The 14,768-nt window shown below is 34.7% G+C and carries 9 protein-coding genes; 5 read left to right on the forward strand and 4 right to left on the reverse strand.

What is annotated here, in order from left to right:
* Positions 1-89 precede the first annotated feature (89 nt).
* Positions 90-1,844: a hypothetical protein gene (locus PHR76_RS05705; RefSeq protein WP_300059453.1), complete on the forward strand. Its 1,755-nt coding sequence runs from the start codon at positions 90-92 to the stop codon at positions 1,842-1,844.
* 75 nt (positions 1,845-1,919) lie between these two features.
* On the opposite strand, the gene typA is transcribed toward PHR76_RS05705, so the two are convergent.
* Positions 1,920-3,716: a translational GTPase TypA gene (typA, locus tag PHR76_RS05710; RefSeq protein ID WP_300059455.1), complete on the reverse strand. Its 1,797-nt coding sequence runs from the start codon at positions 3,714-3,716 to the stop codon at positions 1,920-1,922.
* Positions 3,717-3,960: 244 nt separating this feature from the next.
* On the opposite strand from typA, the gene dnaX reads away from it, so the two are divergent.
* Both dnaX and PHR76_RS05720 read left to right on the forward strand, forming a co-directional pair.
* Positions 3,961-5,046: a DNA polymerase III subunit gamma/tau gene (gene dnaX / locus PHR76_RS05715; RefSeq protein ID WP_300059457.1), complete on the forward strand. Its 1,086-nt coding sequence runs from the start codon at positions 3,961-3,963 to the stop codon at positions 5,044-5,046.
* Positions 5,047-5,222: 176 nt separating this feature from the next.
* Positions 5,223-5,660 (forward strand): DNA polymerase III, encoded by a 438-nt coding sequence (locus PHR76_RS05720; protein WP_300059459.1) that lies wholly within the window; start codon positions 5,223-5,225, stop codon positions 5,658-5,660.
* An 11-nt stretch (positions 5,661-5,671) separates the two neighbouring features.
* Here the strand turns inward: PHR76_RS05720 and PHR76_RS05725 are convergent, their stop codons facing one another.
* From PHR76_RS05725 to PHR76_RS05735, 3 genes are read right to left on the reverse strand one after another with little or no spacing between them, the layout of a single operon-like run.
* Positions 5,672-6,562 (reverse strand): exopolyphosphatase, encoded by an 891-nt coding sequence (locus tag PHR76_RS05725; RefSeq protein WP_300059461.1) that lies wholly within the window; start codon positions 6,560-6,562, stop codon positions 5,672-5,674.
* An 11-nt stretch (positions 6,563-6,573) separates the two neighbouring features.
* Positions 6,574-8,700: a polyphosphate kinase 1 gene (ppk1, locus tag PHR76_RS05730; protein WP_300059463.1), complete on the reverse strand. Its 2,127-nt coding sequence runs from the start codon at positions 8,698-8,700 to the stop codon at positions 6,574-6,576.
* Positions 8,693-9,184 carry a histidine phosphatase family protein gene (locus PHR76_RS05735; protein ID WP_300059465.1) on the reverse strand — a complete coding sequence of 164 codons (492 nt, stop codon included), beginning with the start codon at positions 9,182-9,184 and terminating at the stop codon, positions 8,693-8,695. The genes ppk1 and PHR76_RS05735 overlap by 8 nt, the downstream gene beginning before the upstream one ends.
* Before the next feature lie 504 nt (positions 9,185-9,688).
* Between PHR76_RS05735 and PHR76_RS05740 the strand changes: the two genes are divergently transcribed.
* Complete coding sequence (locus PHR76_RS05740; RefSeq protein ID WP_300059467.1) at positions 9,689-10,258, forward strand: hypothetical protein; 570 nt, start codon at positions 9,689-9,691, stop codon at positions 10,256-10,258.
* Positions 10,259-10,293: 35 nt separating this feature from the next.
* Positions 10,294-14,768 (forward strand): hypothetical protein (locus PHR76_RS05745; RefSeq protein WP_300059469.1); only part of this gene is annotated, 4,475 nt, incomplete at its 3' end.

The raw sequence follows: 14,768 nt of genomic DNA on the forward strand, positions 1-14,768 counted from the left end.
TGTTGAAAAAAAAAAGTTCTCCTATTAAAAGGAAAGTGTTAAAACGGTAATTTAGTAGTTGCTAAAACGATTTTTAAAACTTTTCATTTATGACTAAATCATTCACAGCCAAAATAGTATTTTCCATCTCGTTGTTTCTACTCTTTTTTTGTTTTCAAAGCGGATATGCGCAATTAGCTGTTCCTTTCAAAGTAAGGTATCAATCGCATGTAAAAGGTGATATGACTGTTATTGCCAATGGTATTGTTAATCGAAAAAGCAATAAAGAGTCAACTTCCGAACCGTATAATGAACTTTCTGAGAAAGCTAAATTAAATGATGAATTTGAAATGGCTTATATCGATGTGGATAATGATGAAACAACATTTAGTTCGAGTACAGCAGAATTACAACTAGAAACGGTTTACAACAAAAAAATTATTTATGCCGGTTTATACTGGGCTGCCTCGTATAAATATGAAGCTGGAATTCGAGATAAAAAATGGAATTATATTGCCACTGATGAAGCTCGTGGCGTGGTGAATGAAATTAAATTTAAATTACCAGGAAGTGCTGCTTACCTAGATTTAAAAGGAGAAATTCTATACGATGGTTTGAATCAGAAAAATTTTAAAGAAAGTGCTCCGTATGCCGTTTATGCAGATGTTACAAAATATATTCAAGCATTATCTAATCCAAATGGTGAGTACACGGTTGCCAATATCAAAGCAACACAAGGAATAATTAGTGGCGGAGTGGCTGGAGGCTGGACGCTTTTTGTCGTTTATGAAGATGCCACAGATACGGAAAAATTCATCACTTCCTTTGACGGATTTGTCGGGATTACGACACGACCCGTTGAGATTTTATACAATGGTTTTATGACCTTGCCAGAAGGTAAAGTAAATGCTAAATTAGCTTGTGCAGCCTTAGAAGGTGATTATAATTTAACGGGAGATCAATTAGAAATAAAATCTGGCGAAAGTTTAAAATACAGTTTACTAAGTCATCCGTTAAAACCTGCCGATAATTTTTTTAACAGCACCATTGTAGTCAATCAAGATTTTTATACTTTACGAAATCCAAATAGTTTAAATACGCTAGGCTATGACACCTGTTTATTATCGATTGAAAACGAAAATAATACTATTATTCAAAATAACACCACTAAAGTTTCTTTAAAATTAAAATCGTCTGGCGACCGCTATTCGATGTTTTTTAATGCCTTTAATGTAGAAGTTATTGATCCGTTAAAAAGTGTAGAAGCTGCAAAGTTAATCGCTCAAGAACCAAAAAAAATAGATGTAAGTAATCAAGTTATACTAAGCACAAAAAAAGAAATAATTCCAGTTTCAGAAACGATAGTAGAATCTTCTATTCCAGAAAAAAAGAGTGTCGAAACAAATCCGATTTCAGAAAAAAAAGAAGAAACTAAAACTGAAACTTTAAAATTAGTTGAAACAAAACCGACGGAAAAACCAATTCGAACATACAATAGCATTATGGATATGATTCGCGAAAGCGAACAAAAAAGTGCGGCTGCTTCAATGATTGGAAGTAAAAAACGCATCACGGTTTTGCCAGGTGCAGACGTGATTATTCCGAGACAACAAAAAGGCTATTATGTTGTAGCCAATGTTTTTGCTGTCCCTTCTAATACGACCCGATTTGTTGCAAAACTAAAAAAAGAAGGTCTTCAGCCTGAAGTATTATATAATCCGAATACCAATTTTAAAAGTGTTTATTTAGCACATTTCAATAATTGGAGTGATGCATTAGCATATTACTATTCGAATGCCGAAGGAAAATATGTGGATGATTTATGGATCATGCTTGTAAATACCTCCACTGGAAATATTCTGTAATACTATTCGATTTTCTTGAAATAAAAAAATCCCAATTACTTTCGTAGTTGGGATTTGTTCTTTGTGAAAAGATAATTATATTTTATTACGTTTTCTATCATTTTCATCTAAGAAAATTTTACGCAAACGAATACTTTTTGGTGTTACCTCAACGTATTCATCTTTTTGAATATATTCCAAAGCTTCTTCTAGTGAAAATTTCTTTGGTGGAATAATTCTGGCTTTATCATCTGCACCTGACGAACGAACGTTTGATAGCTTTTTCGTTTTGGTTACATTCACCGCCATATCATCAGAACGTGTATTTTCACCAATTACTTGACCCGCATAAATTTCTTCGTTTGGATCAACAAAAAATGTTCCTCTATCTTGTAATTTATCAATAGAATACGGAATTGCTTTTCCGTTTTCCATCGAAATTAACGAACCGTTATTTCTTCCAGGAATATCACCTTTGTAAGGTTCATAGCCAATAAAACGATGAGCCATAATAGCTTCACCAGCTGTTGCTGTTAGCAATTGATTACGCAATCCGATAATTCCACGAGACGGGATATTAAATTTGATAGTCATTCGTTCACCTTTTCCTTCCATAGAAAGCATTTCGCCTTTACGGATAGAAACAAACTCTACCGCTCTACCTGATAAATGCTCTGGTAAATCGATTGTTAATTCTTCTATTGGTTCACATTTTTTTCCGTCAATTTCTTTAAGGATAACTTGTGGTTGACCAATTTGAATTTCATATCCTTCCCGACGCATCGTTTCAATTAAAACCGATAAGTGCAAAACACCACGACCAAAAACCATGAATTTATCAGCAGAATCTGTTTCACCCATTTTCATGGCTAAGTTTTTCTCTAATTCTTTGGTCAGTCTATCTCTAATATGTCTTGAGGTAACAAATTTTCCTTCTTTTCCAAAGAAAGGTGAATCGTTAATGGTAAACAACATACTCATTGTTGGTTCATCAATAGCAATGGTTTGCAATGCTTCTGGGTTTTCAAAATCAGCAATCGTATCGCCAATTTCAAAACCTTCTACACCAACAATAGCACAAATATCACCTGCAATTACTTCTTGTACTTTTTTACGACCTAAACCTTCAAAAGTATGTAATTCTTTAATTCTCGATTTAATTACTTTACCATCTCTTTTTACCAAAGAAATTGGCATTCCTTCTCTTAACACACCTCTTTCTAAACGTCCAATCGCGATTCGACCTGTAAAAGAAGAAAAATCTAAGGATGTAATCAACATTTGTGGAGTTCCTTCCGACACTTTTGGAGCGGGAACATTTGCAATCACCATATCTAATAATGGTTCAATGTTTTCTGTTTGATTTCTCCAATCGTCAGACATCCAGTTATTTTTGGCTGAACCATATACTGCTGGAAAATCCAACTGCCATTCTTCTGCACCTAATTCAAACATCAAATCGAAAACTTTTTCGTGTACTTCTTCTGGAGTACAGTTTTCTTTATCCACTTTATTGATAACCACACATGGTTTTAAACCTAAATCTATTGCTTTTTGAAGTACAAAACGCGTTTGCGGCATAGGTCCTTCAAAAGCATCTACTAACAAACAAACACCATCTGCCATATTCAATACTCGCTCTACTTCACCACCAAAATCGGCGTGACCAGGTGTATCGATAATGTTGATTTTTGTGCCTTTATAAGTTACCGAAACATTTTTAGAAGTAATGGTAATTCCACGTTCGCGTTCTAAATCATTATTATCTAAAATTAAATCACCCGAGTTTTCGTTTTCACGAAAAAGTTGGCAATGGTACATAATTTTGTCAACCAAAGTAGTTTTACCGTGGTCAACGTGGGCAATAATTGCAATGTTTCTAATTGATTCCATCTATATTTTTTTCAGGGTGCAAAGTTACATATTATTTTTACACGAATAACATTTATTAATACATTAGTTTTCAGTGGTAAGTCACCATTTAAAGTCACAGTATGCCAATGCGGTTTTCAGCCTTTAGTCACAATTTATTGTTTGTAGTAAAAATGACTCCTGTAGGCACTATTTGATAACTAATTTTCCTCCTTCGCTTGCCAATCGAAGATTAAATTTTATATTTGTCATTCAAAGTTTTTTTATGGAACAATTTGTAGTATCGGCTAGAAAATATAGACCCCAAACGTTTATTGACGTTGTGGGACAACAGGCTATTACTAACACTTTACTCAATGCCATTGAAAACAATCATTTAGCACAAGCTTTACTTTTTACAGGGCCACGCGGCGTTGGAAAAACAACTTGTGCAAGAATTTTAGCTCGTAAAATTAACCAACCTGGCTATGACGATCCGAATGAAGATTTCACCTTTAATGTCTTTGAATTAGATGCGGCTTCTAACAATTCCGTGGATGATATTCGGAATTTGATTGACCAAGTTCGGATTCCGCCACAAACAGGACAATATAAAGTTTATATTATTGACGAGGTACACATGTTATCCTCAAATGCATTCAATGCTTTTTTGAAAACCTTAGAAGAGCCTCCTAAACATGCCATCTTTATTTTGGCAACCACAGAAAAACACAAAATTATTCCGACAATTCTTTCTCGTTGTCAGATTTTTGATTTCAAACGGATTACTATTAAAGATGCGAAAGAGCATTTGGCTTATGTAGCCGAAAACCAAGGGGTGCAATTTGAAGATGATGCCTTACATATTATTGCCCAAAAAGCGGATGGTGCAATGCGTGATGCCTTATCCATTTTTGACCGAGTAGTTTCTTATTGCGGAAATAATTTAACAAGGCAAGCCGTTACCGAAAACTTAAACGTGTTAGATTATGAGTCGTATATCTCGGTAACCGATTTAATTTTAGAGAACAAAATTCCAGACCTATTACTCTTATTCAATGAGATTTTAGCAAAAGGATTTGATTCCCATCATTTTATTCAAGGATTATCTTCCCATTTTAGAGATTTAATGGTTTGCAAAAACCCATCTACACTTATTTTATTAGAAGTTGGAGAACAAGCTCAAAAACTATACGGTCTTCAAGCTCAAAAATGTTCGCATGACTTTTTATTAAAAGCAATTGAATTAGCCAACGATACCGATTTAAAATTCAAGACTAGTCAAAATCAACGTTTACTCATTGAACTTTGTTTGATGCAATTAGCCTCCATCACCTTTGATGGAGAAAAAAAAAAGTTGACGACTATATAATTCCGCCTTTTCATTTTTTAGGAAGACTAGGAGCGATAGAGATTCCGAATGTTTCGATAGAGATCTTACCTACTCCTGAAGAACCGAAAGAAATTCTGAAAACGGTCGAGCCAAAAGTTTCTGCTACACCAATTACAAATTCAACGGTAAACTCAACTAAAGTTTCTGCTTTTTCTTTGGCCAGTATTAAGCAAAAAAAAGAATTAGCCGAAGCACAAAAATCAGTCGTTCACGAAACGATTCAATATCCCACAGAGCCTTTTACAGAAACGGACATGCTACTTCAGTGGAATAAATTTGCGGTGAAATTGGAAGAAAAAGGGCAAATGATTATGCATTCGCTTATGACGATAAATAATCCGAAACTGGAAGGAACAAAAATCAAGCATGAACTTCCGAATGAAGGAACCAAATTGGAATTTGAAGAAGCCAAAAAGGAAATTCTAGGTTATTTACGTGGGATGTTGCACAATCACGATATTGAAATTGAATTGATCGTGAATGAAAAAATGGAAAACAAACGTGCTTTTACGCCGCAAGACAAATTCAATCGAATGAATGAAATCAATCCGAATTTAGAATTATTACGAAAAACGTTCGATTTGGATGTTTAGAATTAATAAACTCACAACTTTCCATAATACATTGCTTTCACAATGCCATCAGAGAGACCGATTTTGGGCACATATAATTGTCGGGCTCCACTCCACTTCATTGCATTTAAATAAATTTTAGTCGCTGGAATAATTACGTCGGCCCGATCTGGATTCAAAGCTAATTCGGCTATGCGTTGCTCATAGGTCATGTTATTCAACATGGTATACATGGCGTTTAAATTTAAAAAAGACAAGGGTTTGTCTTGTAATTTTCCGGTCATTTTAAATAATTTATTGATGTTTCCGCCTGAGCCAATCATGGTTATACTATCATAAGGTTCGACTTTAGCTTTTATCCATTTTTCAATTTCATTCCAAACCACCTCATTGACCATATTATGCAACATGCGAACCGTTCCGTTTTTAAATGATTTTGAAGCGACAATTTTACCATTATCAAATAATGAAAATTCGGTACTTCCACCACCAACATCAACGTATAAATAGGTTTTATCGGTTGAAATGTATTCTTTTAAATCAGAAGAAGCAATAATTGTAGCTTCCTTACGGCCATCAATAATATCAATATGAATACCCGATTCTTTTTCGATGAGTTCAACAATTTCAGAATTATTTTCGGCTTCTCGCATGGCAGAAGTTGCACATGCCTTATAGTGTTCTACCTTATGAATTTTCATCAATAACTGAAATGCTTTCATGGCATCGACCATTCGACTAATATTTTCTTCGGAAATTTCTCCGACAGTAAACACGTCTTGTCCCAATCGAATTGGCACTCGCACAAGAGAACTTTTATTAAACTGTGGTTCTTTTCCATCTTGTTCCACAATATTTGAAATCAACAATCGCATGGCATTTGAACCAACGTCGATGGCTGCATATCTTTTAATAGTAATCATTTCGGTTATTTTTATATTTCTTCTGTTATTACATCCAATTGATTTCTGTAATAATTATAAGTTTCTATTTGGGCTCTATAGACGCGTTCTTCTTCATTGCGAACACGGTATTTATTATCTAATTTTTCAGAGTGAATTCGGACTTTCACATTTCCTTTCCATCCCACATTAAAGCTTTCGATTAATTCTGATTTAATGTTCTCAGCATATATAGGACAAGTTACTTCAACACGAGCATCAATATTTCGTGTCATAAAATCGGCGGAAGAGATAAATACTTCTGGCTTATCATTATTTCCAAAAATAAAAACCCTTGAATGCTCTAAGAAATTATCAACGATACTGACTGCTTCAATGTTCTCACTCATTCCTTTTACTCCTGGAATTAAACAACAAATTCCTCTTATAATTAATTGAATTTTGACTCCAGCCCGACTGGCGTCATAGAGTTTATCAATCATTCGCGTATCTGACAAACTATTCATTTTAAGTTTTATATAGGTTTCTTTTCCAGAAAGAGCGTGCATAATTTCCCTATCAATTAATTTATAAAATTTATTTCGGGTATAATGCGGCGATATAATTAAGTGTTTATAACGGTGAACCCGATAATTCACTTCAAAGAAATCAAATACTTTATCGGCATCTTTTAAAATTTGTTGATGACTGGTAAACAAGGTTACATCGGTATAGATTTTAGCCGTCGATTCGTTGAAATTTCCGGTTGAAATAAAGCCGTAACGACGTACTTTTTTTTCTTCCATCCGTTCAATTACACAAATTTTACTGTGTACTTTTAATCCTTTCACACCAAAAATCAAATTAATTCCTTCGGTTTGCATTTGTTCTGCATACGAAATATTGCTGGCTTCATCAAAACGAGCTTGTAATTCAATTTGGACTGTGACTTTTTTTCCGTTTTTAGCGGCATTTATCAAAGAACTGATAATTTGTGAATTTTTTGCCAACCGATATAACGTAATTTTAATACTGACCACTTTAGGGTCAAGAGCCGCTTCTCTTAAAAATTTAATGAGGTAAGCAAAAGTTTGATAAGGAGCATTTACTAAATAATCCTGCATATTAATTTTTTGTAAAATACTGCCTTCTAAAGCCAGGCCATCAACAGGAAGTGGTGTTTTAGGTTGATATATTAAATCAAAACGAGACAAATTTGGAAAATCCATATAATCGCGTCGGTTATGGTATCGTCCGCCGGGGATGATACTATCGGTCGATTCAATACTCATTTTTTCTAAAAAGAATTTCAAGGTGTCTTTATCAATGGATTGATCGTAGACAAAACGAACGGGTTCGCCAATTCTTCTATCGCGAACGCTTTCTGAAATTTTTTCAGCAAAACTTTTACCAATATCACTATCAAATTCCAACTGTGCATCACGTGTAATTTTAATCATGTGTGCCGAGATGCTTTCATATTCAAAAATATTGAAGATACTGTGTAAGTTGTACCGAATCACATCATCAAGTAAGATAATATATTGTTTATCGCCGTTGGCAGGAAGCACCACAAATCGATTGAGCGTTTTAGGAATTTCGATAACAGCATAACGAATGTCTTTTTTAGATTTTTTGAAGCCAAGAAAGGAACCTTTTTCAACTTCGGGCTCACTTTTCATAACTAATTTTACTGCTAAATAACCCGAAGTATCTCTCAATAAAGGAAATTCGGCCAAATCATTCAAAATAATAGTTACTAAAGCAGGACTTACTTTTTGAATAAAAAAATCATGAATATAACCTTCTTGCTCTTTGGATATTTCTTTTTCATTAATAATAAAAACACCTTCTTTTTCTAATTCTTTTTCTATTAGACTTAAGATTCGTAAACTTTCTGATTGTTGTTTAATAACAATCGTTGTAATGTCTTTAACAAGTTGCTGAGCGGTAATACCGCCTAAAATCTTCTCTCCGGTTTCGCCAGAAAGCGTAAGCCTTCTAATTGCGGCGAAACGAACTCTAAAAAATTCATCTAAATTATTTGAAAAAATTCCTAGAAAACGGAGTCTATCTAATAACGGAACGGTTGGGTCTGCGGCTTCTTGAAGCACACGAGCATTAAAACACAGCCAACTTTTTTCTCTGTCAATATAACGGTATTCTATAGCTTTAATCATTTTTTAAATCTCTTGGAAAAAGTATTGTTGCTGTTTTACCATTTTTAATTTTTGTCCAACTGTCTTCTGGAAAAGATATAGATATGAATCCAGTTGTTGGAACATTGTCGATAAAAACATCTCCAAATTTATTAACAAATTCTGTGATTGCCTCATTATGTCCAAAAAGAATAAGATTTTCATACTCATCGGCACAACGTTTAATTTCTTTTTCCAATTTAGTACAATCGAAGGTGTATAAATCTTCTTTAAAAATAATACTTTCTAACGGCCAATTTAAATTTTGTGCAAAAATGATAGCCGTTTCAGAGGCTCTTTTGGCATCGCTACTCCAAATTAAATTTGTTTTTGGAATCAGGGTATCAATATGTTGAGAAATCAAGTGAGCATCTTTTACTCCTCTAGTAGATAAAAAACGTTGTTTATCGTCTATTGGAGCATCCCAGCTTGATTTAGCATGTCTGATTAAAATTAGATTTTTCATATTTTATAAATAAGAGACAATTTAAGTAAATATATTTAAAATTTAAGAGTAGATACTTTTATTTTAACATTTCAAGCTTTTACGAATTAGCTTTTGTAAAGTAATTAATTAAGAAATAAGTTATGAACATGTTTTCAACAAAATAATTATTATACTTTTTTTCTTACAATATATGTATTTTAACACTTTTTATCGTCAATAAAATGCATTTTATCGATAAAATATTTTTTTTTCTCATTCTTTACTTTTACATTCGTCCAGTATTTAAGAATTAATTAACGCTTAAGTATGTCAAAAATCATTTAACAAATTGAAAGCAGTAGCTATTAAATGTCAAAATAATCTTTAAACTGCATAGTACAGTGTCATTTATCGAGTATTTTGGTTAGTTATGGGAAAAATAAACAATAATACGAATTTGTATATAGTTTAGCTCCCGTTATTTAAATAGCCTGTGGAAGGTAAAAAAAATTAACAAACCCAATTCAACCTAATTATTTAATTATGAAAAAAGACCTAGCTGTTTCTTTTCAATCAAAAGAAACAAACCTTCAAAAAAGGGATGCCTTATCCCTGTTCTTAATGAGTCTACCCCACTCGACAAGAATAAAAGTACTTCTTCTTTTAATTGTGCCTATTTTTGGATTTTCACAAAATGTAAAAATTGAAAGCTCAGACAAGTATGTAAAAGCTCAAGTTTCATCAAGCAGAAACAATGATGTGAGTGCAATAAAGTCCTTAATCAAGGATTTACATCCTTCTGTTTATCTTACAAGTGGGCGGATTAACTCCTATGGAGAATCTCCTATTTCGATATTTACCGATGTTGAGTCGATTGGCTTACTCAAAACTTTAAGAATAGACATTAGTAAGATTGAAATTGTAACGATTACTATCAAAGATCGACAAGAGCTACGCTCAATCATTGCTATAAATGATTTTTCTAAATTCTCCTCATTAAAAGTACTACATCTTAATGTACAATTTGATTGTACAACTGATTTGTTGGAACCTATGATTCAAGGAGAAAAACCAAATTTCGTAGTCTTATACAGCATCGAAAAACCTTCTTAATACGTAAAGACATTAATCTAATCTATGATTAAATCATGAAGAATATCTACTCAAATTTAAATCTAAAATCGAATTACCTTTTACTGCTGTTAGTAGTATTAATAGGTAATCTATTTACGGTAAATGCCCAGATAAAAGTTCCGTTTACACAACGAACGTCAATTTATTCTCCGGGTAAGACCATTTATAACGTTAAGGGTGATTTTACCATGCTTGGTAACACGAATCTTACCTTAGTGGAATATGGAAATGAATCATCCAACAACGGAAACATGCGATATGTTGACGTTGACAGTGATGCTAATACTTGGAACTCCTCTTCTGCCAATTTAGTGCTATCTACAGAAAATGGAGCGAATCCATCTTGTTCAAATATTGTTTATGCTGGCTTATATTGGACGGGTAGAGCATCTGATGGAACAAGTAGCCCAACAACTTTCACGGTAAGCAAACAAGTCGGTGGAGCAACGGTAACAAAAACCTTTGATAAAAGAAAAGTTTCGATTAAAGGGCCAAACTCTTCAAGTTATACTGTTTTAACAGCACAAGATTCCGATATTTATTATCCAGTAAATGGTGATGGTTTTATGTATTCTGGTTATATTGAAGTAACCGATTATGTTAAAAATAATGGAACTGGAAGCTACACACTTGCCGACATTGCCTTAGTTGAAGGAAATGGCGGCGGAACTGGTTACTACGGTGGCTGGGGATTAGTAGTAGTCTATGAGAACGCTAAAATGAAATGGAGAGATGTAACCGTTTTTGACGGACACTCTTATGTAGCGGGAAGTATTACTGCGGATTTTGAAATCCCAGTTTCAGGATTTAACACGGTTCAAGCTGGACCAGTTAATATGAAATTAGGTATGATGGCTGGTGAAGGTGATCGAGGTATTTCTGGTGATTATTTTCAAATTAGAAATCATACAAATAATAATTGGATTACTTTAAATCATGGTGCAAACAGCACAAATAACTTTTTTAACTCCTCAATTTATACAGGAGGAAATACTAGAAATCCAAATCTTTTAAACAATACAGGTTTAGATATCAGCATGTTCACTATTCCAAATACAAATAATGCTGTTATTACAAATAATCAAACTTCTACTCGTTTTAGATATGGAACAACGCAAGATACGTATGTGATTTATAACCTTACGATGTCAGTTGATGCTTATATCCCAGAAATTGAAGGATTACTGAGTGTTCAAAGTATAGGCGGTATTCCAGTTACTCCTGGAGGTCCTTATAGTGTTCAACCAGGTCAAGAAGTTGAATTTGGAATTGACATTAAAAACTTAGGAACAGAAGCGGTAAATAATTACAAATTAATAGTACCTATTCCATACACAGCTTCTTTTGTACCCGGAAGTTTAAATAGTTCTATTTTATTTTCGCCAAATCCAACACCAAACAACCTTTATTTTGACCCTAACTTAGGTGCAACTGGTTCAATTGTTTGGGATTTTGGAACTTTGCCATTACCGGCAAATCCACAAACTTTACTTGCTTCATTGCGTTTTAAATTAAAAGCTACAGACAATTGTGCGATACTTTCAAACCCAGCTTGTGCAAATAACATTTCATTATATGGAATGACATCTGGTACTGGTGCAATCACAAGTATTCCTTTTAAAGACAGACCCTTAATTTTAGGATATAATAACACAGGGGTTTGTCAAGGCGAGCCTATTTATCAACCTATTACTGCTAGTATTAATGCGGGTAGCTTCGTAGCACAAAACTGTCAAGATGTGCCACTCGTTCAAAATTTTTATTATTGTAATGGTGAAACCAGTGTTTCTGCAGCTCAATTAGCCTCTGCGTTCCCTCCAGGCTCATTGTTTTATGCAAGTTACCCAGTTCCAGTTGGAGCTATGCCAATAACTAATTTTCCAATTGTAGCTGGTTCAACAGTCACTTATTATGCGGTTCCCTACAATGCAGAAGGCTGTTATTTTGCTTTTACAATCTCGGCTTGTCGTCCTATCAATGCGGTAGATGATAGTGCTGGTCCAATTAATGGAGGCTCTGGACAAACGGGTGTTGTAAATGTGTTTACTAATGATACTTTAAATGGAAACCCAGTAAACCCTGCGGATGTTACATTAACTTTAGTAACTCCAGATCCAACAGGTGCTTTAACTCTAAATCCTGATGGAAGTGTTGATGTTGCAGTAGGAACCCCAGCGGGAACTTACACTTTAACATATCAAATATGTGAAAATGGTAACTTAACAAATTGTGACACTGCGATAGTAACTATTGTTGTAACTGCTCCAGTTATTCTGGCGGAAAACGACACTATCAATGCAATTGAATGTATTCAAAATGGTCTTATTGGAAATGCCTTATCGAATGATACTGTTGGTACAATTCAAGCCTCTGCTTCGAATGTTACTTTTGTGATTACGTCAGGCTCAAATCCAAATATCTCATTTGATGCTCAAGGAAATATTTCTATTACTGCAGGTATTGCAGTTGGTCAATATGTTTTCGGTTATACAATATGTGAAATAATTAATCCTACTAATTGTAGTTCAGCTACAATTACAGTTACAATTGTAGACACAACTGCTCCAACCATTGCAACGTTACCAGGAGAATCAACTATAAATTGTCCTGCAACTCCTGCATTTGCTCAAGCACAAGCTACAGATACCTGTGGTGCAGCTACGTTAACTTTTGTTGATGTTCGAACAGATGGAAACTGTGCCGGTTCTTATTCTATTACTAGAACTTGGACTGCTACGGATTCTGCTGGAAATACCTCTACGGCTTCTCAAACAATAAATGTAGAAGATGTTACGGCTCCAGTGATTGCGGCTTTACCAGTAACTACAACTATTAATTGTCCTGCTGTGCCTCAATTCGCTCAAGCAACTGCTTCTGATGAATGTGGTTCTGATTTTACTTTAACTTTTGTTGATAGTAGAACTGATGGAAACTGTGCTGGTTCTTATTCTATTACTAGAACTTGGACAGCTACTGATACTTGTGGAAATGCTTCTACTGCTTCGCAAACGATAAACGTAGAAGATACTACGGCTCCTGTGATTGCAGATTTACCCGCAGAATCAACAATTAGTTGCTTATCGGGAATTATCAACAGAGCATCAATTAATTTCGCTCAAGCAACTGCTACTGACGAATGTGGTTCTGACTTTACTTTAACTTTTGTTGATAGTAGAACTGATGGAAACTGTGCTGGTTCTTATTCTATTACTAGAACTTGGACTGCTACTGATGCGTGTGGAAATACTTCTACCGCTTCGCAAACTATAAATGTAGAAGACGTTACGGCTCCAGTTATTGCTGCTTTACCAGTAGCTTCAACGATAACATGTCCTGCTGTACCTCAATTCGCTCAAGCAACTGCTACTGACGAATGTGATTCAGACTTTACTTTAACTTTTGTTGATAGTAGAACTGATGGAAACTGTGCTGGTTCTTATTCTATTACTAGAAATTGGACTGCTACTGATGCGTGTGGAAATACTTCTACTGCTTCGCAAACTATAAATGTAGAAGATACTACGGCTCCAGTTATTGCTACTTTACCAGTAACTTCAACGATAACATGTCCTGCTGTACCTCAATTCGCTCAAGCAATTGCTTCTGACGAATGTGATTCAGACTTTACTTTAACTTTTGTTGATAGTAGAACTGATGGAAACTGTGCTGGTTCTTATTCTATTACTAGAACTTGGACTGCTACTGATGCGTGTGGAAATACTTCTACTGCTTCGCAAACTATAAATGTAGAAGACGTTACGGCTCCAGTTATTGCTACTTTACCAGTAACTTCAACGATAACATGTCCTGCTGTACCTCAATTCGCTCAAGCAATTGCTTCTGACGAATGTGGTTCTGACTTTACTTTAACTTTTGTTGATAGTAGAACTGATGGAAACTGTGCTGGTTCTTATTCTATTACTAGAAATTGGACTGCTACCGATGCGTGTGGAAACACTTCTACCGCTTCGCAAACTATAAATGTAGAAGATACTACGGCTCCAGCTACTCCAGCAGCTCCAGCAGCAATTTCTGTTGCTTGTGCCTCTGAAGTACCTGCTAATATATCTTTAACTGCTACAGACGAATGTACAGGTGAAATTACTGCTACAGGAGTTGATACTGTTGTAGCTGGTACATGTGTAAACTCTTTTGTAATCACTAGAACTTGGACTTTCACCGATGCGTGTGGAAACACTTCATCTGTATCACAAGTAATTACTGTAAATGATACGATTAATCCAGAAATCACCACACAAGCTTCGAATATCGTAGTAGAATGTGATGGAACTGGAAACCAAGGTGCTGTAGAAGCATGGTTGGCCTCTAATGGTGGTGCAACAGCTACTGACAATTGTTCTTTGGTAACTTGGTCAAACGACTTTGATGCCTTAGCAAACGATTGTTCAACTGCGATTACTGTTATTTTTACAGCTACTGATGCGTGTGGAAACACAGCAACTTCTGCTGCAACCTTTACTGTTCAAGA

It is taken from the genome of Flavobacterium sp., from assembly GCF_028689845.1.
In the GTDB taxonomy this organism is placed as follows: domain Bacteria; phylum Bacteroidota; class Bacteroidia; order Flavobacteriales; family Flavobacteriaceae; genus Flavobacterium.

Coding starts and splice junctions, on each gene's coding strand:
- PHR76_RS05725 (WP_300059461.1), bottom strand. CDS start 6,562: ATGATTACTATTAAAAGATATGCAGCCATCGACGTTGGTTCAAATGCC.
- dnaX (WP_300059457.1), top strand. CDS start 3,961: ATGGAACAATTTGTAGTATCGGCTAGAAAATATAGACCCCAAACGTTT.
- typA (WP_300059455.1), bottom strand. CDS start 3,716: ATGGAATCAATTAGAAACATTGCAATTATTGCCCACGTTGACCACGGT.
- PHR76_RS05705 (WP_300059453.1), top strand. CDS start 90: ATGACTAAATCATTCACAGCCAAAATAGTATTTTCCATCTCGTTGTTT.
- PHR76_RS05735 (WP_300059465.1), bottom strand. CDS start 9,184: ATGAAAAATCTAATTTTAATCAGACATGCTAAATCAAGCTGGGATGCT.
- PHR76_RS05740 (WP_300059467.1), top strand. CDS start 9,689: ATGAAAAAAGACCTAGCTGTTTCTTTTCAATCAAAAGAAACAAACCTT.
- ppk1 (WP_300059463.1), bottom strand. CDS start 8,700: ATGATTAAAGCTATAGAATACCGTTATATTGACAGAGAAAAAAGTTGG.